General features: G+C 65.9%; 16 protein-coding genes. 11 read left to right on the top strand and 5 right to left on the bottom strand.

Annotated features, from left to right (window positions below; translation table 11 throughout):
* The first annotated feature begins 816 nt into the window (after nucleotides 1-816).
* On the top strand, nucleotides 817-2,586 hold the full coding sequence (locus VUG52_RS03190; RefSeq protein ID WP_331832406.1) for a C13 family peptidase: 1,770 nt from the start codon (nucleotides 817-819) through the stop codon (nucleotides 2,584-2,586).
* Entirely contained in the window at nucleotides 2,577-3,221 is a 645-nt protein-coding gene (locus VUG52_RS03185) for an oxidoreductase (protein ID WP_028690375.1), read from the top strand. The genes VUG52_RS03190 and VUG52_RS03185 overlap by 10 nt, the downstream gene beginning before the upstream one ends.
* A 91-nt stretch (nucleotides 3,222-3,312) precedes the next feature.
* On the opposite strand, the gene VUG52_RS03180 is transcribed toward VUG52_RS03185, so the two are convergent.
* From VUG52_RS03180 to VUG52_RS03165, 4 genes are all read right to left on the bottom strand, one after another.
* The gene (locus tag VUG52_RS03180; RefSeq protein WP_050707139.1) at nucleotides 3,313-3,600 is read right to left on the bottom strand and encodes a YceK/YidQ family lipoprotein; all 288 of its coding nucleotides are present in this window, start codon (nucleotides 3,598-3,600) and stop codon (nucleotides 3,313-3,315) included.
* Complete coding sequence (gene ubiX / locus VUG52_RS03175; protein ID WP_050707140.1) at nucleotides 3,597-4,226, bottom strand: flavin prenyltransferase UbiX; 630 nt, start codon at nucleotides 4,224-4,226, stop codon at nucleotides 3,597-3,599. Before ubiX ends, VUG52_RS03180 begins: the two co-directional genes overlap by 4 nt.
* A complete protein-coding gene (mpl, locus tag VUG52_RS03170) occupies nucleotides 4,223-5,572 on the bottom strand; it encodes a UDP-N-acetylmuramate:L-alanyl-gamma-D-glutamyl-meso-diaminopimelate ligase (RefSeq protein ID WP_331832404.1) in 1,350 nt (449 codons plus the stop codon). The genes ubiX and mpl overlap by 4 nt, the downstream gene beginning before the upstream one ends.
* Nucleotides 5,573-5,638: 66 nt before the next feature.
* Nucleotides 5,639-7,615: a sigma-54-dependent Fis family transcriptional regulator gene (locus VUG52_RS03165; RefSeq protein WP_331832403.1), complete on the bottom strand. Its 1,977-nt coding sequence runs from the start codon at nucleotides 7,613-7,615 to the stop codon at nucleotides 5,639-5,641.
* A 267-nt stretch (nucleotides 7,616-7,882) separates the two neighbouring features.
* Here VUG52_RS03165 and exaC point away from each other — a divergent pair, with 267 nt between their 5' ends.
* The 9 genes from exaC (at nucleotide 7,883) to VUG52_RS03120 (ending at nucleotide 17,242) form a co-directional block, all read left to right on the top strand.
* Nucleotides 7,883-9,403 (top strand): acetaldehyde dehydrogenase ExaC, encoded by a 1,521-nt coding sequence (gene exaC, locus VUG52_RS03160; protein WP_050707143.1) that lies wholly within the window; start codon nucleotides 7,883-7,885, stop codon nucleotides 9,401-9,403.
* A 215-nt stretch (nucleotides 9,404-9,618) separates the two neighbouring features.
* Complete coding sequence (gene eat, locus VUG52_RS03155; RefSeq protein ID WP_028690369.1) at nucleotides 9,619-11,067, top strand: ethanolamine permease; 1,449 nt, start codon at nucleotides 9,619-9,621, stop codon at nucleotides 11,065-11,067.
* 49 nt (nucleotides 11,068-11,116) lie between these two features.
* On the top strand, nucleotides 11,117-12,511 hold the full coding sequence (locus VUG52_RS03150) for an ethanolamine ammonia-lyase subunit EutB (RefSeq protein WP_050707144.1): 1,395 nt from the start codon (nucleotides 11,117-11,119) through the stop codon (nucleotides 12,509-12,511).
* A gap of 8 nt (nucleotides 12,512-12,519) precedes the next feature.
* The gene (gene eutC / locus VUG52_RS03145) at nucleotides 12,520-13,338 is read left to right on the top strand and encodes an ethanolamine ammonia-lyase subunit EutC (protein ID WP_050707145.1); all 819 of its coding nucleotides are present in this window, start codon (nucleotides 12,520-12,522) and stop codon (nucleotides 13,336-13,338) included.
* A gap of 107 nt (nucleotides 13,339-13,445) precedes the next feature.
* Nucleotides 13,446-13,904 (top strand): GNAT family N-acetyltransferase, encoded by a 459-nt coding sequence (locus VUG52_RS03140; RefSeq protein ID WP_028690317.1) that lies wholly within the window; start codon nucleotides 13,446-13,448, stop codon nucleotides 13,902-13,904.
* A gap of 351 nt (nucleotides 13,905-14,255) precedes the next feature.
* On the top strand, nucleotides 14,256-14,903 hold the full coding sequence (locus tag VUG52_RS03135) for a DedA family protein (protein WP_050707161.1): 648 nt from the start codon (nucleotides 14,256-14,258) through the stop codon (nucleotides 14,901-14,903).
* Nucleotides 14,904-14,910: 7 nt separating this feature from the next.
* Complete coding sequence (locus tag VUG52_RS03130; RefSeq protein ID WP_050707146.1) at nucleotides 14,911-15,726, top strand: zinc-dependent peptidase; 816 nt, start codon at nucleotides 14,911-14,913, stop codon at nucleotides 15,724-15,726.
* Nucleotides 15,727-15,818: 92 nt separating this feature from the next.
* Nucleotides 15,819-16,346 carry an inorganic diphosphatase gene (gene ppa / locus VUG52_RS03125; RefSeq protein WP_050707147.1) on the top strand — a complete coding sequence of 176 codons (528 nt, stop codon included), beginning with the start codon at nucleotides 15,819-15,821 and terminating at the stop codon, nucleotides 16,344-16,346.
* Nucleotides 16,347-16,543: 197 nt separating this feature from the next.
* On the top strand, nucleotides 16,544-17,242 hold the full coding sequence (locus tag VUG52_RS03120; protein ID WP_050707148.1) for a LexA family transcriptional regulator: 699 nt from the start codon (nucleotides 16,544-16,546) through the stop codon (nucleotides 17,240-17,242).
* Nucleotides 17,243-17,489: 247 nt separating this feature from the next.
* Here VUG52_RS03120 and VUG52_RS03115 read toward each other — a convergent pair whose 3' ends face one another.
* Nucleotides 17,490-20,420 carry a TonB-dependent receptor gene (locus VUG52_RS03115; RefSeq protein ID WP_156329672.1) on the bottom strand — a complete coding sequence of 977 codons (2,931 nt, stop codon included), beginning with the start codon at nucleotides 20,418-20,420 and terminating at the stop codon, nucleotides 17,490-17,492.
* Nucleotides 20,421-20,427 lie beyond the last annotated feature (7 nt).

Genomic DNA, 20,427 nt, shown 5'->3' with positions numbered 1-20,427 from the left:
CAGTACCTTGTCCAGCGCCCGCTCGCCCTGCCCCTTGTCCATCAGCGCCTGGTTGATCGGGTTCTGTCGGTTGAGGTAGCGGGTCAGGTGCTGGCCCTGGGCGTCGTCATAGATCACGAACAGCACATTGGGGTTGCGCTGGGCGCGACGGGCGAAGTCCGACAGCGTCGGTACGTCATTGTCCCAGATCGCCCGCGGCGCGACCGAGGCCAGCAACTCGGCCATGTCGTTGGCCGAGTCCTTGAGGTTCTTCTCCAGGGTAGCGCGCAGTTGCTGCTGTTCGCCCTGCAGCCGCTCGGAAAGACCGGCACTGAGGCGTTGGCGGGTGCTGGCCGACAGGCTGTCGAGCCCGGCACGGACATCCTGCCCGGCCTGCTCCAGTTCGGCGGCCAGTTTCTGGCTGTCGTTACCCAGGCGCGCGCCCAAATCGGCCTCCAGGGCGGTGACCGTGCTCCGCGTCAGTGCAACGGCAACCAGCACCTGCACCAGAAGAGCGATACCAAGCGCAACAAACACAGGCCGCAAGAGGCGGCTTCGTAACAGTGAAAGGATGGCAGACACGTTGTAACCCTCGTGTTTCTGGCGCCATTACTTTGATGGCATCGTCAGAAACTTCTTACAGCAAGGGTTGTGCCGAAGGCAGCAGGTAAAAATGCCAGTATGCGCGGCATCTGTACCGACACTGCCACGGGCAGGCCCGATCCCACAGGTACAGTGCGATTGCCATGGGTGTCGGCTTACCGGAAGAAGGGCCCCAATTCACCCGTCCAGGCATTCTGCGGCATACTCGACGCATCGATTTTCCCGGAACCCGCCATGCGCCGCCTGCTCCCCCTGACCCTGATCCTGTTGCTCGCCGCCTGCGGCGAAGGCGAACCGCTGTCGCCCCCGGACGCCCGGCTGCCCGACGGCGGTCGCTACCGTGGCCAGGTAGTCGACGGCCTGTTGCAAGGCGAGGGGCGCATCGACTACCCCAATGGAAGCTGGTACGCCGGCACCTTCAAGGACGGCCAGTGGCATGGCCAGGGCGAATGGCACGGCAGCAACGGCGAGGTCTATCACGGCCAGTTCAGCGCGGGCCTGTTCCAGGGTCTGGGCGACCTGACCACCCCCGGCAGCCATTATGCGGGCACCTTCAAGCATGGCCGCCGCGACGGCGAGGGCGCGCTCAAGCAGAACGACCAGACCTACCGCGGTCAGTTCAAGGACGACCAGTACGAAGGTGCCGGCCAGCTCGAACTGGCCGACGGCAGCCGCTACCAGGGCCTGTTCGCCAAGGGCAAGCCCAACGGCGCCGGGGTGCGCAGCGACGCCAGCGGCAACCAGTTCAGCGGCCATTTCATCGACGGCCAGCTGCAAGGCGCCGGCACCTACGACAGCGCCGACGGCGAGCAGTACATCGGCGAATTCAAGGACAACCGCCTCGAAGGCCGGGGCCGCTACGAGAGCGCCGACGGCGACGTCTGGATCGGCGACTTCAAGGATGGATCGCTGGTCGGCCAGGGCGAACTGCTGGGCAGCGACGGCAGCCGCTACAAAGGTGGTTTTCGCGACTGGCGCTTTGCCGGCAACGGCACCTTGCAACTGGCCGACGGCAGTCAGTATGTCGGCGGCTTCGCCGATGACGCCTACCACGGTCGCGGCAAGCTGACCCATCCGGACGGCCGGGTCGAGAGCGGCACCTGGGTCAACGGCGTGCGCGTGCGCGATGCCCAGGGCAAGCTGCTGCCCGACCCGCTGGACCTGGCCCTGCTCAACCAGGGCAAGCTGCTGGCCGATGCCCTGGCCAAGGTGCCGGCCTCGGAGCCGCCAGTGCAGCTGTACAGCCTGGTGGTGGCCGGCGACGGCCAGCAGAGCGTGTTCCTGCGCGAGGCCGACTATGTCAGCAACATGCTCAAGGTACGCTTCGGCGCCCACGGCCAGGTGACCCTGGTCAACCATCGCGACCACCTGGCCGACCGCCCGATGGCCACCCGCGAGAACCTCACCCGCGCCGCCCGCACCCTGGCCGAGCGCAGCGGCCCCGAGGACCTGGTGTTCATCTACCTGACCAGCCACGGCAGCCACGACCACCAACTGGTGCTCGACCAGCCGCGCCTGCAACTGGCCGACCTGTCCGCCGACGAGCTGGCCAGCGCCCTGGCCCCGCTCAAGGACCGCGACAAGGTGATCGTCATCTCGGCCTGCTATTCCGGTGGCTACATCGCCCCGCTCAAGGACGACCGCACCTTGGTCATGACCGCCGCCCGCCCCGACCGGGTGTCGTTCGGCTGCTCCGAAGAAGCCGACTTCACCTATTTCGGCGACGCCCTGTTCGCCCAGGCGCTGAACCAGACCGACGACCTGAAACAGGCGTTTGAACTGGCGCGGCAAAGCGTTGCCGAAAGAGAACGAAGGGAAGGCTTCGAAGCCTCGGAGCCGCAGCTCTGGGCGCCGCCGGCGGTGATCAGCCACTGGCAGCGCCTGCGCCGCCAACAGGCCGAGCAAGCCCTGCGCAATGAAGCCCAGCCAGCTTCGGGGCAACAGGCAAAAAACCTGGCGCCCACTAAGCTGTGTAGTAACGAGGGAGAGACATCATGTACCTGACGCCTCAACATGTCCTGCTTGCCGGTGCCACGGGTCTGACGGGTGAACACCTGCTCGACCGCCTGCTCAACGAGCCCACCATCAGCCGCGTGCTGGCACCGACCCGCCGCCCCCTGGCAGAGCACCCGCACCTGGAAAACCCGGTGGGTGACCCGGCAGTGTTTCTCCCGCAACTGGCCGGCCGCGTCGATATCGCCTTCTGCTGCCTGGGCACCACGCTCAAGCAGGCAGGCTCGGAAAACGCCTTCCGCGCCGTCGACCTGGACATGGTCGTGGCCTTCAGCAAGCGTGCCCGCGAGATGGGCGCACGCCACCTGCTGGTGATCAGCGCCCTGGGCGCCGATCCGAAATCGTCGGTCTTCTACAACCGGGTCAAGGGCGAGATGGAAGAGGCGCTCAAGCAGCAGGACTGGCCGCAGTTGACCATCGTGCGGCCTTCGTTGTTGCTCGGAGAGCGCATAGAGCCGCGCCTGGGTGAGCGCATGGCGGCGCCGTTTGCGCGTCTGATACCCGGCAAGTACCGGGGCATCGAGGCCTGTACCCTGGCCCGGGCGCTGTGGCGCCTGGCGCTGGAAGAGGAAGACGGGATTCGGGTGGTCGAGTCGGACGAGTTGCGAAAACTCGGCAAGAAATAGCGTTGACCTGTCATGGCCCTTTCGCGGGTAAACCCGCTCCCACAGGTAGCGCACTGACCCTGTGGGAGCGGGTTTACCCGCGAAAGGGCCGCTACAGACCGCCGGTGGCGTTAAAGCCCACCCCCGCCGCCGTCAACAACGACAAGGGCAGCAGCAAGGTATCCAGCAACGCACTCCCCGGCAGGTCCAGCCCCGGATAGGCCGGCGCCTCGGCGCCAAAGCGATCCTCGGGGCAACAACCGCCATTGATCACGTACAGGTCAAGCCGCGTCCCGGCATACACCACCGGCGCCCCAGGTTTGTTGGCATCGAGGGTGCGCACCGTGGCGCAGCCGCCGAGCTGGGCCAGTATCACCAGCCCCGCCAAAACCCGCTTCAATCATCGACCCCGTAGTGATGCTCGCCCCAGCGCGGCAGCATGTCCTGCGGGATGTTCAGCAGGTTGAGGATACGCGCCACGACGAAATCGACCAGGTCGTCGATGCTCTGCGGCTGGTGGTAGAAACCCGGGGCCGCCGGCAGGATCACCGCGCCCATCTGCGACAGCTTGAGCATGTTCTCCAGGTGGATGGTGGAGAACGGCGCCTCGCGCGGCACCAGGATCAATTGCCGACGCTCCTTGAGGGTCACGTCGGCGGCGCGCTCGATCAGGTTGTTGCAGGCACCTGTGGCGATCGCCGAGAGGGTACCGGTGGAACAGGGCACCACCACCATCGCCGCCGGCGCGCCGGAGCCCGAGGCCACCGGCGACATCCAGTCTTCCTTGCCGTACACGCGGATCTGCCCGTCGGCCGCACCGGTGTACTCGGTGAGGAACGCCTGCATGGCCTGGGGCTTGGCCGGCAGCAGCACGTCGGTCTCGGTGGCCATCACCAGCTGCGCGGCCTTGGAGATGAGGAAGTGCACCTCACGGTCCTCGCGCACCAGGCAGTCGAGCAGACGCAGGCCATACTGCGCCCCGGAGGCACCGGTCATGGCCAGGGTGATGCGTTCCGGCCCGTTCACTTCAGCGCCTCGGCCAGCTTGCCGTGCAGGCCGCCGAAGCCGCCGTTGCTCATGATCACCACATGGGTGCCCGGGCGGGCCTGGCCCTTGATGCGCTCGATGATGGCTTCGAGGCTGTCGGCCACCACGCTCGGCACCTTGCACTGCGCGGCGGTGCCTGCCAGGTCCCAGCCCAGGTTGGGCGGCGCGTACCAGATCACCTGGTCGGCGTCGTTGACGCTCTCCGGCAGGCCATCGCGGTGGGCGCCGAGCTTCATGGAGTTGGAGCGCGGCTCGATCACCGCGATCACCGGCGCCTCGCCGACGCGCTTGCGCAGCCCGTCGAGGGTGGTGGCGATGGCGGTCGGGTGGTGGGCGAAGTCGTCATAGATGGTCACACCCTGCACTTCGGCGACCTTCTCCATGCGCCGCTTGACGCTCTTGAACGCGCTCAGGCCTTCGATGCCCATGGCCGGCGCCACGCCGACATGGCGGGCGGCGGCCAAGGTAGCCAAGGCGTTGGCGACGTTGTGCTGACCGGTCAGCGCCCAGTCCACGACACCCTGTGCCTCACCGTCGAACAGCACCTCGAAGCGCGAACCGTCGGCGCTGAGCAGGCGCGCCTGCCATTGCCCGCCTTCGCCGGTGGTCTGCACCGGGGTCCAGCAGCCCATGCCGATGACCCGCTCCAGCGCCTGCTCGGTGGTCGGGTGGATGACCAGGCCTTCGCTGGGGATGGTGCGCACCAGATGGTGGAACTGCCGCTCGATGGACGCCAGGTCCGGGAAGATGTCCGCGTGGTCGAACTCGAGATTGTTGAGGATCGCGGTGCGCGGGTGGTAGTGGACGAACTTGGAGCGCTTGTCGAAGAAGGCGCTGTCGTATTCGTCGGCCTCGACCACGAAGAACGGCGTACCGCCCAGGCGCGCCGACACCGAGAAGTTCTGCGGCACGCCGCCGATCAGGAAGCCGGGGCTCATGCCGGCATGCTCCAGGACCCAGGCCAGCATGCTGCTGGTAGTGGTCTTGCCATGGGTACCGGCAACGGCCAGCACCCAGCGGCCCTGCAGCACATGGTCGGCCAGCCACTGCGGGCCGGACACATAGGGCAGGCCCTTGTTCAGCACGTACTCCACCGCCGGGTTGCCCCGCGACATGGCGTTGCCGATCACCACCAGGTCAGGCGCCGGCTCCAGCTGGGCCGTGTCGTAGCCCTGGGTCAGCTCGATGCCCTGGGCCTCGAGCTGGGTGCTCATCGGGGGATAGACGTTGGCATCGGAGCCGGTGACGCGGTGGCCCAGTTCCTTGGCCAGCACGGCCAGCGAACCCATGAAAGTGCCGCAAATACCGAGAATATGAATGTGCATGATCGACCTCGCAAAACGTCGAGGCAGGGTAGCCCAGGGCGAGGGAAATCGCACTCGCTGTTTCGCTCAACCGGCCCTGGCGATGCCGTGTTTGCGCAGTTTTCGATACAAGGTATTGCGGCTGATGCCCAGGTGCTCGGCGACGCGGGTCAGGTGCCAGCGGTTTGCCTCCAGTACGGCGAGCAGTGCATCGCGCTCGGCGTGTAGGAGCGGCCTTGTGCCGCGAAAGGGCTGCGCAGCAGCCCCGGCGATTTCAGCGGCTTGGTCAGGATCCTGGGGCCGCTCTGCGGCCCTTTCGCGGCACAAGGCCGCTCCTACAGAGGACGCGCCATTGCGAACAATTGCCGGGAGATCGGAAAACTCGATATGCGCGCCTTCGCACAAGGCCACCACGGTGCGCAGCACATTCCTCATCTGCCGCACGTTCCCCGGCCAGGTGAAGTCCAGCAGCGCCTGGCGGGCGGCCGGGTCGAGAGTGATGGCCTGGCCCTCGGCTTCCTGCGCCAGCAGGAAGTCGAGCAACTGCGCCTTGTCGCTGCGCTCGCGTAGTGCCGGCAGGGCGACTTCCAGGCCATTGAGGCGGTAATAGAGGTCTTCGCGGAAACCACCCTGCTCCACCCGTTCCAGCAGGTCACGGTGGGTGGCGCTGACGATTCGTACATCCACCGCCAGCGGCTCGCCACCGATGGGCACCACCTGGCGCTCCTCGAGCACCCGCAGCAGGCGAGTCTGCAACGCCAGCGGCATGTCGCCGATCTCGTCCAGCAACAAGGTGCCGCCATCGGCCTGCAACAGCTTGCCGCGCATGCCTTCCTTGCGCGCGCCGGTGAAGCTGCCGCCGCGATAGCCGAACAGCTCGCTCTCGATCAGGCTCTCGGGAATCGACGCGCAGTTGATTGCCACGAACGGCTTGTGCCGGCGCGAACTGGCCTGGTGCACGGCCTGGGCGAAGGCCTCCTTGCCGCAGCCGGTCTCGCCGCGCAGCAGCAGGGGCACGTCGCGCTCGAACACCCGCACGGCGCGGCGAAAGTCCTCGCGCAGGGCCGGGTCGAGCAGGCAGATGCCGGGCTCGCTGGCCCGGGGCAAGGCCACCGGCACCGACCACACTGGCGTCCGGGCCTGGCCGCGCAGGCTGGCGAACACCTGGCGACCATCGCGGGTATGCAGCGGCCAGGCGCTGTTGCCCTGGGGCGTGGCGCGACTGAACAGCTCGTCGTGACTGCAGGCGAAGAACCTGTCCAAGGGCTTGCCCAGCACGCCGCCTCGGATGGTGCCCAGCAGGTTCAAGGCGCTCTGGTTGGCTGCGCAGATCCGCCCGTCGCCATCGACGGCCAGCAAGCCCTCGCTGAACAGACCGACCGACTCGGCCTGCAGGTGGAAGCGCAGCAGCCACTGCTGCTCGAAATGGCGCAGGAAATAGCAGCTTTCGATCATCTTCGCCGACAGGTTGACGAGGGCCATGGTGTGGAACTGGCTCTGGCGCGATACATCCGGCCGCGCCGACGACACGTCGAGCACCGCCAGCAGTTCACCATGGGGGTCGAACACCGGGCTGGCCGAGCAGGTCAGCCCGGTGTGGCGGCCACGGAAATGCTCGTCCTGGTGAATGGTCAGGGCCTGGCGCTCGACCAGGCAGGTGCCGATGCCGTTGGTGCCCTCGCGGGCTTCGCTCCAGTCGGCACCCAACCACAGCCCGGCGCGCTCGAAGATGCGCCGCTCGCCGGGGGCGGTGACGCAGTTGAGGATCACCCCGCGGGCGTCGGTCAGCAACACGGCGTGCCCACTGCCAGACAGTTGCTGATGCAGGCTGTTCATCTCGTTGTCGGCGATCTGCAGTACCTGGTGCAGGCGCTCGCGGCTCTCCAGCAGTCGGCCGTGCTCGAGCACCACCGGGGCCTGGGCCCGTGCCGGGTCGAGGTGATAGTCCTCCAGGCAGCGCAGCCAGGAGCGTGCGATCGACGGGTCGCTGCCCGGCCCGCTGGCCTGGCCGTGGGCGACCGTGAGCACTTGCTGGGCATGGCGGCTGAACGGGTTGCTCTGCATTTGTAGTTGTTCTCCGCAGATAGAGCGTGTCGCCAGCATCCTCCAGGCGGGAACGCTTTGCAATGGTGCACTGACCCTGCGGTCACGGGCTGCGTCGAAAACGGTACAAAGTGTCACCCAGGCCGTGCCGGCCCTGGCACAGGGCCGCGCCAGTCACTGCCCGATCTTGACCCAAGTCATTGATACACAAGGACCTCCAGGCGCTGGCCCGACCTTTGCTCTACGCTAGGAAACTCCGCAACAATCACAACGACCAGGAGACACACCATGCGTTACGCACATCCCGGTACCGAGGGCGCGAAGGTTTCCTTCAAGAGCCGCTACGGCAACTACATCGGTGGTGAGTTCGTTCCTCCGGTAAAGGGTGAGTACTTCACCAACACCTCACCGGTGAACGGCCAGCCGATCGCCGAGTTCCCCCGTTCCAGCGCCGAAGACATCGAAAAGGCCCTCGACGCCGCCCATGCCGCCGCCGACGCCTGGGGCCGCACCTCGGTGCAGGACCGCTCCAACGTCCTGCTGCGCATCGCCGACCGCATCGAGCAGAACCTCGAACTGCTGGCCATCACCGAAACCTGGGACAACGGCAAGCCGATCCGCGAAACCCTCAACGCCGACATCCCGCTGGCGGTCGATCACTTCCGCTACTTCGCCGGCTGCATCCGCGCCCAGGAAGGCGGCGCCGCCGAGATCAACGAAACCACCGTGGCCTACCACATCCACGAGCCGCTGGGCGTGGTCGGGCAGATCATCCCGTGGAACTTCCCGCTGCTGATGGCCGCCTGGAAGCTGGCCCCGGCCCTGGCCGCCGGCAACTGCGTGGTGCTCAAGCCCGCCGAGCAGACCCCGCTGGGCATCACCGTGCTGCTGGAGCTGATCGGCGACCTGCTGCCCAAGGGCGTGCTCAACGTGGTCCAAGGCTATGGCCGCGAGGCCGGTGAAGCCCTGGCCACCAGCAAGCGCATCGCCAAGATCGCCTTCACCGGCTCCACCCCGGTCGGCGCGCACATCATGAAATGCGCGGCCGAGAACATCATCCCGTCCACCGTCGAGCTGGGCGGCAAGTCGCCCAACGTCTACTTCGAGGACATCATGCAGGCCGAGCCTGCGTTCATCGACAAGGCCGCCGAAGGCATGGTGCTGGCGTTCTTCAACCAGGGCGAGGTGTGCACCTGCCCGTCGCGCGCCCTGGTGCAGGAGTCGATCTACCCGCAGTTCATGGAAGTGGTGATGAAGAAGGTCCTGCAGATCAAGCGCGGCGACCCGCTGGACACCGACACCATGGTCGGCGCCCAGGCATCCCAGCAGCAGTTCGAGAAGATCCAGTCGTACCTGAAGATTGCCCAGGAAGAAGGCGCCGAGCTGCTGACCGGCGGCAAGGTGGAGCAACTCGAAGGTGCGCTGGCCAGCGGCTACTACATCCAGCCGACCCTGCTCAAGGGCAACAACAAGATGCGTGTGTTCCAGGAAGAGATCTTCGGCCCGGTGGTCAGCGTCACCACCTTCAAGGACGAAGCCGAGGCCCTGGCCATCGCCAACGACACCGAGTTCGGCCTCGGTGCCGGCGTGTGGACCCGCGACATCAACCGCGCCTACCGCATGGGCCGCGGCATCAAGGCCGGCCGCGTGTGGACCAACTGCTACCACCTGTACCCGGCGCATGCCGCGTTCGGTGGCTACAAGAAGTCCGGCGTCGGCCGTGAAACCCACAAGATGATGCTCGACCACTACCAGCAGACCAAGAACCTGCTGGTGAGCTACGACATCAACCCGCTGGGCTTCTTCTAAACAGGCCCCAGGGGCTGCTGCGCAGCCCTTTCCGGCCGGTCCGGCGCCCCGGCGAGGCCGCTCCTACAGAAACAACGCGATCCCATGTAGGAGCGGCCTTGTGCCGCGAAAAGGCCGCAAAGCGGCCCCAAAGGCTCTGGCTCGCTTCCTGCAGTAAAAATCACCAAGGGCCGGCAGTCCCTCCGGCAACCTAAGAAAAACAACAGGTGAACCCTATGCCAAGCGATCATTCCGGCAGCGCGCCGGCGAGTTCCTCCGTCGACTTCGAAAAAGTCGGATCGGACTATTTCCAGCAACGTGAACTGAAGAAAGGCGCCGCCGGCTGGGTCCTGCTGGTGGGCCTGGGCGTGGCCTACGTGATCTCCGGCGACTACGCCGGGTGGAACTTCGGCCTGGCCCAGGGCGGCTGGGGCGGCATGTTCCTCGCCACCCTGCTGATGGCCACCATGTACCTGTGCATGTGCTTCTCCCTGGCGGAACTGTCGTCGATGATCCCCACCGCCGGCGGCGGCTACGGCTTCGCCCGCAGCGCTTTCGGCCCCTGGGGCGGCTTCCTCACCGGCACGGCGATCCTCATCGAGTACGCCATCGCCCCCGCGGCCATCGCCGTGTTCATCGGCGCCTACTGCCAGTCGCTGTTCGGCATCGGCGGCTGGATGATCTACCTGGCCTTCTACATCGTGTTCATCGGCATCCACATCTTCGGGGTGGGCGAGGCGCTGAAGCTGATGTTCATCATCACCGCCGTCGCCGCCATCGCCCTGGCAGTGTTCCTGATCGGCATGGTGCCCCATTTCGATGCAGCCAACCTGTTCGACATCGCCAAGACCGACGCCGTGGGTGCCAGCAGCTTCCTGCCGTTCGGCTACGTCGGCGTGTGGGCGGCGATTCCCTACGCGATCTGGTTCTTCCTCGCGGTCGAGGGCGTGCCGCTGGCCGCCGAAGAGACCAAGAACCCGAAACGCGACCTGCCCCGCGGCCTGATCGGCGCGATGCTGGTGCTGCTGGCCTTCGCCCTGCTGATCCTGGTGGTCGGCCCCGGCGGCGCCGGTTCCGAAGCCCTGAAAGCATCGGGCAACCCGCTGGTCGAGGCACTGTCCAAGGCCTACGGCGGCTCCACCTGGATGGGCGGCTTCGTCAACCTGGTGGGCCTGGCCGGCCTGATCGCCAGCTTCTTCTCGATCATCTACGCCTATTCGCGGCAGATCTTCGCCCTTTCCCGCGCCGGCTACCTGCCCCGCAAGCTGTCAGAAACCAACAAGAGCAAGGCCCCGGTGCTGGCCCTGGTGATCCCCGGCATCATCGGCTTCGCCCTGTCGCTGACCGGCCAGGGCGACCTGCTGATCCTGGTGGCGGTGTTTGGCGCGACGCTGTCCTACGTGCTGATGATGGCCGCGCACATCACCCTGCGCATCCGTCGCCCGAAAATGGAGCGTCCGTACCGCACCCCCGGCGGCATCTTTACCTCGGGCGTGGCCCTGGTGCTGGCCTGCATCGCCGTGGTCGCCGGGTTCCTGGTCGATCCGCGGGTGGTGATTGGCGCTGCGGTGATCTATGCAGTATTAATTGCCTACTTTGCTTTCTACAGCCGTCACCACCTGGTGGCCGGTACCCCGGAAGAGGAATTCGCCGCGATCCAGAAGGCCGAAGAGGCCCTGCACTGATCGCCGACTTGCGCCGCAGGCCAGGCCTGCGGCGCCCTGGAGATTCTGTATGGCAAGTTTCACGCATACGGTGGGCCACCAGGTCTACCGCTTCGACAGCCTCAAAGAGGTCATGGCCAAGGCCAGCCCGGCGCGTTCAGGCGACTACCTGGCGGGAGTCGCCGCCAGCAACGACGGCGAGCGGGTGGCGGCGCAGATGGCCTTGGCCAACATCCCGCTCAAGCACTTCCTCAACGAGGCGCTGATTCCCTATGAAAAGGACGAAATCACCCGACTGATCGTCGACAGCCACGACCAGCAAGCTTTCGCTCCGGTCAGCCATCTGACCGTCGGCGGGCTGCGCGACTGGCTGCTCAGCGAGCAAGCCGACGAGCACAGCCTGCGCGCCCTGGCGCCGGGCCTGACGCCGGAAATGGCGGCGGCGGTGTCGAAGATCATGCGCGTGCAGGACCTGGTGCTGGTGGCGCAGAAGATCCGCGTGGTCACCGCCTTTCGCGGCACCATGGGGCTGCGCGGGCGGCTGTCGACGCGCCTGCAGCCCAACCACCCGACCGACGAGCCGGCCGGCATCGCCGCGAGCATCCTCGACGGTCTGCTATACGGCAACGGCGACGCCATGATCGGCATCAACCCGGCCACCGACAGCATCGCCTCGATCTGCGCGCTGCTGGAGATGCTCGACGCGATCATCCAGCGCTACGACATTCCCACCCAGTCCTGCGTGCTGACCCACGTCACCACCTCGATCGAGGCGATCAACCGTGGCGTGCCACTGGACCTGGTGTTCCAGTCCATCGCCGGCACCGAGGCGGCCAACGCCGGCTTCGGCATCAACCTCAACGTGCTCCAGGAAGGCTACGAGGCGGGCCTGTCGCTCAAGCGCGGCACGCTCGGACAGAACCTGATGTACTTCGAGACCGGCCAGGGCAGCGCGCTGTCGGCCAACGCCCACCACGGCGTCGACCAGCAGACCTGCGAGACCCGCGCCTACGCCGTGGCCCGCCACTTCAAGCCGTTCCTGGTCAACACCGTGGTCGGCTTCATCGGCCCGGAATACCTGTACAACGGCAAGCAGATCATCCGTGCCGGCCTCGAAGACCACTTCTGCGGCAAGCTGCTGGGCGTGCCGATGGGCTGCGACATCTGCTACACCAACCACGCCGAAGCCGACCAGGACGACATGGACACCCTGCTGACCCTGCTGGGCGTGGCCGGGATCAACTTCATCATGGGCATTCCCGGCTCCGACGACATCATGCTCAACTACCAGACCACCTCGTTCCACGACGCGCTCTACGCGCGCCAGACCCTGGGCCTGAAGCCCGGGCCGGAATTCGAGGCGTGGCTGGAGCGCACCGGCATCTTCACCCAGGCCGACGGCCGCATCCGCTTCGGCGACAACCTGCCGCCGGCCTTCCGCCAGGCCCTGGCGCAGCTGGCCTAGAGGTGACCATGGAACGACACACACCCACTCCGGACAATCCCTGGCTGGCCCTGCGCAACCTCACCCCGGCGCGCATCGCCCTGGGCCGCACCGGCATCAGCCTGCCGACCGGCGCCCAGCTGGACTTCCAGTTCGCCCACGCCCAGGCCCGCGATGCCGTGCACCTGCCGTTCGACCACGTCGGCCTGCGCCAGCAGCTCGGCGAGCGCGGCCGCGACAGCCTGCTGCTGCACAGCGCCGCCAGCGACCGCCACCAGTATCTGCAACGCCCGGACCTTGGCCGGCGCCTGCACGAGGACTCGGCCCAGCGCCTGCGCGAGCATGCCCAGGCCAACCCCGGCGGCGTCGACCTGGCGATCGTCGTCGCCGACGGTCTGTCGGCGCTGGCCGTGCACCGCCACACCCTGCCCTTCCTGAGCCGTTTCGAGGAGCAGGCCGCCGCCGATGGCTGGACCAGCGCCCCGGTGATCCTGGTGGAGCAAGGCCGGGTCGCGGTGGCCGACGAAGTCGGTGAGCTGCTTGGCGCACGCATGACAGTGATGCTGATCGGCGAACGCCCGGGCCTGAGTTCTCCCGACAGCCTGGGGCTGTATTTCACCTATGCGCCCAAGGTCGGCCTGACCGACGCCTACCGCAACTGCATTTCCAACGTGCGCCTGGAAGGCCTGAGCTATGGCATGGCCGCCCACCGCCTGCTGTACCTGATGCGCGAAGCGTGCCGACGCCAGTTGTCGGGGGTGAATCTGAAGGACGAAGCAGAGGTCCATAGTATCGACAGTGAAGAAACCGCCGGAAAAAGCGGAAACTTCCTGCTCGGTGAAGGGTAAACAACATGTCACGGAAGGCGGATTGCGCTTCTGGCCTGCTTTAGGCAGCATGCCAGAGGACGCTGCAGGCAATCCGCCGTACCCCCAATGGACTCAGAGGCCCGCCCATGCGCATCATCCAGGCAACCTTGGAACACCTCGACCTGCTCACCCCGCTGTTCGTGAAATACCGTGAGTTCTATGGGCAACTGCCTTACCCGGACAGTTCGCGGGCCTTTCTCGAGAAGCGCCTCAAGCGCAAGGAGTCGATCATCTACCTGGCCCTGCCGGATGACGGTGACGACCGCCTGCTGGGCTTCTGCCAGCTCTACCCGAGCTTCTCCTCGCTGTCGCTCAAGCGCGTGTGGATCCTCAACGACATCTACGTGGCCGAGGACTCACGACGCATGCTGGTGGCCGACAACCTGATGCGCGAAGCCAAGAAGATGGCCAAGCAATCCAACGCCGTGCGCATGCGCGTGTCCACCAGCAGCGACAACGAAGTGGCGCGCAAGACCTATGAATCCATGGGGTTTCGCAAGGACACCGAGTTCGAGAACTATATCTTGCCGATCAGTCAGGATTGATGCCTGGCGCACTTGTGCTCTCTGTGGGAGCGGCCTTGTGTCGCGATGGGCCGAGCAGCGGCCCCGACGGTTTTGCATGATGTCGACATTTTGGGGGCCGCTGCGCGCCCCATCGCGACACAAGGCCGCTCCTACAGGAACCGCGTGACAGCAGACTCATCCTTTGCAAGCCCAATTACCCCGTCGTAACGCTCCGCTACAAACTCTCCGGGCACAATCCGGACTTCGCCGTATAATCCCCCTCCTGTCATGTGCGAAAAGTTACCCGCCTAGCCGGTAAACCGTCCCCAACCATGGCGCTGTCCGTCATCGCGCGCCCGTAGACGCGGGTCAAGAACACAGGTGCTGTACATGGATTTCAACCCGCTGGACCTCATCCTGCATCTCGATGCCTACCTCGATCTGCTGGTCAACAACTACGGCCCCTGGATCTACGCCATCCTCTTCGCCGTGATCTTCTGCGAGACCGGCCTGGTGGTCATGCCATTCCTGCCGGGCGACTCGCTGCTGTTCATCGCCGGCGCCGTGGCCGCCGGTGGCGGCATGGATCCGGTGCTGCTGGCCGGCCTGCTGATGGCCGCAGCAATCCTCGGCGACAGCACCAACTACGTGATCGGGCGCACGGCTGGCGAACGCCTGTTCCGCAACCCCAAATCGAAGATCTTCCGCCAGGACTACCTGCAGCGCACCCACGAGTTCTACGAGCGCCACGGCGGCAAGACCGTCACCCTGGCGCGCTTCCTGCCGATCCTGCGTACCTTCGCGCCGTTCGTCGCCGGCATCGCCCACATGCACTACCCGCGCTTCCTCGCCTTCAGCGTGGCCGGTTCGCTGCTGTGGGTCGGCGGCCTGGTGACCCTGGGCTACTTCTTCGGCAACGTGCCGTTCATCAAGCAGCACCTGTCGCTGATGGTGGTCGGCATCATCATCCTGTCGCTGGTGCCGATGATCCTCGGCCTGCTGCGCGGTCGCTTCGGCCGCACGGCCAAGGCCCACTGACCGGCGCATGTGGTCGTTCAGCGCCTGGCGCCGCCGGCGCACCCTGGCCCGTTATCCAGTCGACCCACGCATGTGGCAGGTGATCCGCGATCGCCTGCCGCTGCTGGACGGCATCAGCGACGAGGAAGACCGCTGGCTGCGTGAAGCCAGTGTGCTGTTCCTGCACGACAAGCACCTGACCACCCTGCCGGGCGTCGAGCTGGACGACGAGCAGCGCCTGTTCCTCGCCGCCCAGGCCCAGCTGCCGCTGCTGCACCTGGGCGAGCTGAACTGGTACCAGGGCTTCCACGAGATCATCCTCTACCCCGATGACTTCAAGAGCCCCCAGCGCCATCGCGACGCCAGCGGTGTCGAACATGTCTGGGACGCCGAGCACAGCGGCGAGGCCTGGCAACAGGGCCCGGTGATCCTGGCCTGGCCCGGGGTCCTGGCCAGCGGTGGCTGGGAAGCCTACAACCTGGTGATCCACGAACTGGCGCACAAGCTGGACATGCTCAACGGCGATGCCAACGGCCTGCCGCCACTGCACCACGGCATGCGTGTCGAGGACTGGGCCCAGGCCATGCAGCAGGCCTATGACGCGATGAATCGCCAGCTCGATGCCGACCCCGACGCCGAAACGGCCATCGATCCCTACGCTGCGGAGAACCCGGCCGAGTTCTTTGCCGTCACCAGCGAATACTTCTTCAGCGCCCCCGATCTGCTGCACCAGGCCTGGCCGCAGGTCTACCAGCAGCTGTCGCTGTTCTATCGCCAGGATCCGCTGAAGCGCCTGATGCACCTGCAGGCCGAACATCCGGACTACCGCGAAAGCCACGCCTGAACGCCCGCACATCAGGCCGGGCGTGGCACCCACCGTGGGAATGTGCCTATAATCGCCGCCACTTTTTTGATCAAACACGGGGGCATTGCCCAATGAGCTACAGCAAGATTCCAGCCGGCAAAGACCTGCCGAACGACATCTACGTCGCCATCGAAATCCCGGCCAACCACGCGCCGATCAAGTACGAGATCGACAAGGACAGCGATGCCCTGTTCGTCGACCGTTTCATGGCCACCCCGATGTTCTATCCGGCCAACTACGGCTATATCCCCAACACCCTGGCCGACGACGGTGATCCGCTGGACGTGCTGGTCGTGACTCCGTACCCGGTCGCTCCAGGCGCAGTGATCCGCGCTCGTCCAGTCGGCGTGCTGAACATGACCGACGACGGCGGCGGCGATGCCAAGGTCATCGCTGTTCCACACGACAAGCTGAGCCAGCTGTACGTCGACGTGAAGGAATACACCGACCTGCCAGCCCTGCTGATCCAGCAGATCGAGCACTTCTTCGCGAACTACAAGGATCTCGAGAAGGGCAAGTGGGTCAAGATCGAAGGCTGGGAAGGCGCCGACGCCGCCCGCGCCGCGATCACCAAGTCGGTCGCTGCCTACAAGGGCTGAGCCTGACACAAGAAAAGCCCTGCTTCGGCAGGGCTTTTTTATGGGCGCTCGCCAAGGGAAATCGCCCTTCGAATAGGCATAAAAAGAGACCTCTCACGCGATCCTAGGCATTGCCCTACAAACCGCTACGTTTCCTACAAATTTCCTCGACATCGGGTTGATTTCCACACCGTTCGAGGGCCTATAGACTCGGCACCATGAAAACATCCGGTGACCGTCTCAAGGCCCTCCTGCTGGAGTGCAACCTGACCCCCTCCGACTTTGCCGCCCAGCGCAAGGTCTCGTCGCAGCACGTCAACAACTGGTTCAAGCGCGGCGTGCCCCAGGCCCGGCTCGATGAAATTGCCGACCTGTTCTGCGTGCGCAGGCGCTGGCTGCGCAGTGGCGAGGGACCGAAGCATCCGACACCCCTGGCTCCCGCGACATCGGCGGCGCCAAACCTGGCGCTGCCACCGCCGCTGCAGGCCCTGGACACGGACCTGACCCACCTGCCACTGCACCAGGTGCGCGATGGCAAACTGCAGGTGCTGCCAGGGCACTACCAGCCGATACCCCGGCGAGCCTTGGAGTGGGTGCAGGTCAACGCGGAAAAGGCCATCTGCCTCGGCATGCCAGGCAATAACATGGCCCCGCTGCTGCCCCAGGGTGCCCTGCTGGCCATCGACCGCGGCTGCACCCGGGTGGTTGAAGGCGAATGCTACGCCCTGCTGCACAACGGCCGCCTGCGCGTGCAGCACCTCACCCTTGGCCACAACGGCACCCTGTGCCTGCACAGCCATGACCGCCTCAACCACCCCAGTGAACGCTATACCGCCTATCAGCGCCGGGTGCAGAACCTGGAAATCCTCGGCTGGGTGTTCTGGTGGTCAAGCCTGCGCCCGGCACGCCCCGGCTGAAACACCACTTTTTGCTGGGCATGCGCCGCGCACACGGGTATGCTACGCCGCACATCATGCCCCCTGATGGTGCAAGCCGCATTCCAGAGGGCCTGGCGACGCCTCACACAGCCGTCCGCCATCTTTTTCAGGCCATGTTGCCAACCGTTTAAGGCGGTTGCGGCTTATCAAAAATGAGCCAAGACCGTCCCCGAGAAGCCGGCCACAAGCCGGCTTTTTAATGCCTGGCGAAAAGTCGGGCGCCCCCTCAGAAGCGCGCCACCATCCCCACCCGCCAGGTCCGTCCCGGTGCCGGCATGAAGCTCTGCGCCAGCGGATCCAGGTAGTAGCGGTCGGTCAGGTTCTGCACCGACACATTCAACTCGGTGTGCTCCAGCAGCTTGTACTTGAGGAACAGGTCGAACAACGCCACCGAGCGGTAGTCGATCTGCGGCGTGGTCGCGCCGGTCTGCCAGGGTTTGTCCATCTGCGCGGTCGGTCCCGAGCTGTAGGTCATGCGCCCGCCCACGGTCAGTGCCTCGTCGAAGAAGCGCATCCCGCCAAGCAGGTTGGCCGAGAAGCGTGGCGGGTTCTGGGTGTTGGTGTACGAGCCCATGTAGCTGCCCGACGTGCAGTCCGGGGTGTCCTGGGTGCGCTGGTAGCGATTGGCGCTGGCGCGCAGCTTGGCAGCGAAGGCCGCGTCGCAGGTCTCGGTCATCAGGTAGTAGGTGGCCGAGAGGTCGGCGAACACGCGCCCGGCATCGTAGTGCGACTGCAGTTCCAGGCCACGGGTGTGGAAGCTGTCGGTGTTGCTGAAGGTCATCTGCCCCCACAGGCCCGGGCTCGGGTCGTAGTAGCGGGTGATGTAGTTCTTGATGTCGTTGTCGAACCAGGCCAGCTTGGCCGACGCCTCGTCGCCCGCGGTCAGCAGGTCGCTGCGCAAGGCACTCACGCCCACTTCCCAGCTGCGCGAACGCTCGGGCTTGAGGTGCTTGCCCGGGGTGACCTGCTGGGTGCCCTGGCTGGTCTCGAACAGCGACGGCAGGCGCAGGCCCTCGGTGTAGGAGGCGTAGACGAAGGTGTCCGGGAGGAACTCGAAATTGATGCCGAAGGCCGGTGCGAAGCCACCGCCGCGGCTCTTGCCCTGCGGGGTGTAGGCGTAGCCGGTGACCACATTGCTGACACCTTCGGGATGAACCTCCACGTTGGTCGCGCCGGACTCGTTGAACGGCACGCCATTGAACGGCTCGTTGCTGTTCTCGAAGACGATGCCGTTGTTCAGGCGTGGATCGGTGGCGTCGGTGTACTGGCCGTTCTGGTCGGGGAACCACATCATGCTGCCCCAATGCCCCGGGCTGCTGGCGGTGATCCAGCGCATTTCCCGCTCCTCGCGGCGCGCCTCGGCCAGCACGGTGTTGTCCTTGGTCTGGTAGTGGGCATAGCGGCCGCCGCCCCACAGCGTCAGTGTTTCAGTGGGTTTGTATTCCAGGTTGCCGTTGAAGCTGAACTCCTGACGCGAGGCGTCGCGCAGCATGCGGTTGGCGTTGATGTCGTGCTGGGTGGAGACCACGTTGCTTTGCGGCTGGAGGTCCTCGAGCTGGAACGCGCCGCCCAGGTCGAGCTTGAAATCGCCATGGGCGGTGGTGAAGCGCGACACGTTGTTCAGGTCGCCGCCGATGCGGCGGTTGTCCTGGCGGGACCAGGCGCGATCGGTACGGTACAGCTGCGACTTGGGCGCCATCCAGGCCGCGCTCAAGGTACTGGTCTTCGAGTCGGTCATCCACAGCCTGCTGCTGAGGTCCACCCACGGATTGCCCTCGGGCAGGTAGTGATAGCGGGCGGTGTAGGTGTCGATCTGGATTTCGCTGGTGGGGTACTGGTAGATACCGGCGGTGCCGTAGCGGAAGATGTCCGACGGCATGATCTCGCCCATGTGTCCGTCGAAGCGGCGGTAACCCAGGTCCAGGGTATGGTCGTCGGCCAGCCGCCAGGTGGTCTTGAGCAGGTAGGAGTCGGTCTCGGACGACGAGTTGAGCACCTCCTCGCCGGCGTTGTAGGTGTTGGCGACGCTCGGCTGTTCGTCACCGTCGCGGTCGTAGAGCCGGTAGCGGTCCTGGCCCTTCTTGCCGGAAAAGTAGTTGCCCTGGTTGCGGTGCGCATAGGCCGCCACCAGGTCGAAGCGTTCGTGGGAGTAGCCAAAGGCGGCGCTGCCGGACTCGGCCTTGGAGCCGAACAGGCTGCCGCGTTCGTCGCGTGGCACCGCGCTCAGGTCCTCGTCCCTGGAGTTGCGGTTGCGGTGCTCGGGCTCCACACCGTTGTTCCACAGGTTGCCGGTCAGGCGCACGCCGACATCCTTGCCATCGACCAGGATGTCATCGACGCCGATGGTCTTCATCTCCACCGAGCCGCCGATTGCGCCCGAGCGGGTACTGGGGCCCTTGTTCACAGTGACGCTGCTGATCAGGTCGGGGTCGATGTAGCTGCGCTGCTGGGTGCCGCCGTAGCCCCGGTAGACATCCACCGCCTGCTCCGAACCATCGACCCTGACCGCTACCCGGCTCTGCCCCTGGATGCCGCGAATGTTGACGTCCAGCGCGCCGCCGTTGCGGCTGTCGCCCACCTGCACGCCGGCCACGCCCTTGAGCATGTCGCCCACCGAGACGGTGCTGAAGCGGTCGAGGTCTTCACGCGACAGGTGCACCGTCGAGCGTGGCGCGCGATAGGTGTCGCGCTGTGGGTCAAGCAGCTCGCTGGCCGCGACCATGGTCGGCGTCAGCTCCGTCGCTGTCGCTGATGCCTGGGCCTGCGGGATAAGGATGTACGCGCCCCGCGAGTTCGCCAGCAGTTGCAGGCCACTGTTGGCCAGCAGACGCCGGGCCCCCTCCTGCACGGTATAGCGGCCCTTGAGCGCCGGCGCCGCGCGGCCGCGAGTCAGCTCGGGGTCATAGGACAGCAGCAGCCCTGATTGGCTGGCAAACACGCCCAGCGCGGTGCCCAGCGGGCCCTTGGCGATGTCGTAGTCGCGCAGCGTGGCATCGTCGAGCCGGGTGGACGCCACGGCCGGGGACTCGGCGGCCTGGGCCAGGGTCGAAGCCGTGCCCATCAGGCAGCCGAGCATCGCGCAACGCACGGCGAAGCTGATCGGGGACAAGCGTTGCGAAGGACGCGAAACAGGGGGGAGCCGACGGATTGCGGGCATGCTTTTC

It is taken from the genome of Pseudomonas sp. LH21, assembly GCF_036549575.1.
GTDB classification, from domain to species: Bacteria; Pseudomonadota; Gammaproteobacteria; order Pseudomonadales; family Pseudomonadaceae; genus Aquipseudomonas; species Aquipseudomonas peradeniyensis.
The sequence above is the reverse complement of the archived record's forward strand: the minus strand, read 5'-3'. Positions and strand labels throughout refer to the sequence as shown.

Bases quoted from the DNA above. Each gene is read 5' to 3' on its own strand.
- VUG52_RS03190 (WP_331832406.1), top strand. From the start codon at position 817: ATGCGCCGCCTGCTCCCCCTGACCCTGATCCTGTTGCTCGCCGCCTGC.
- VUG52_RS03185 (WP_028690375.1), top strand. From the start codon at position 2,577: ATGTACCTGACGCCTCAACATGTCCTGCTTGCCGGTGCCACGGGTCTG.
- mpl (WP_331832404.1), bottom strand. From the start codon at position 5,572: ATGCACATTCATATTCTCGGTATTTGCGGCACTTTCATGGGTTCGCTG.
- VUG52_RS03165 (WP_331832403.1), bottom strand. From the start codon at position 7,615: ATGCAGAGCAACCCGTTCAGCCGCCATGCCCAGCAAGTGCTCACGGTC.
- exaC (WP_050707143.1), top strand. From the start codon at position 7,883: ATGCGTTACGCACATCCCGGTACCGAGGGCGCGAAGGTTTCCTTCAAG.
- eat (WP_028690369.1), top strand. From the start codon at position 9,619: ATGCCAAGCGATCATTCCGGCAGCGCGCCGGCGAGTTCCTCCGTCGAC.
- VUG52_RS03150 (WP_050707144.1), top strand. From the start codon at position 11,117: ATGGCAAGTTTCACGCATACGGTGGGCCACCAGGTCTACCGCTTCGAC.
- eutC (WP_050707145.1), top strand. From the start codon at position 12,520: ATGGAACGACACACACCCACTCCGGACAATCCCTGGCTGGCCCTGCGC.
- VUG52_RS03140 (WP_028690317.1), top strand. From the start codon at position 13,446: ATGCGCATCATCCAGGCAACCTTGGAACACCTCGACCTGCTCACCCCG.
- VUG52_RS03135 (WP_050707161.1), top strand. From the start codon at position 14,256: ATGGATTTCAACCCGCTGGACCTCATCCTGCATCTCGATGCCTACCTC.
- VUG52_RS03130 (WP_050707146.1), top strand. From the start codon at position 14,911: ATGTGGTCGTTCAGCGCCTGGCGCCGCCGGCGCACCCTGGCCCGTTAT.
- ppa (WP_050707147.1), top strand. From the start codon at position 15,819: ATGAGCTACAGCAAGATTCCAGCCGGCAAAGACCTGCCGAACGACATC.
- VUG52_RS03120 (WP_050707148.1), top strand. From the start codon at position 16,544: ATGAAAACATCCGGTGACCGTCTCAAGGCCCTCCTGCTGGAGTGCAAC.
- VUG52_RS03115 (WP_156329672.1), bottom strand. From the start codon at position 20,420: ATGCCCGCAATCCGTCGGCTCCCCCCTGTTTCGCGTCCTTCGCAACGC.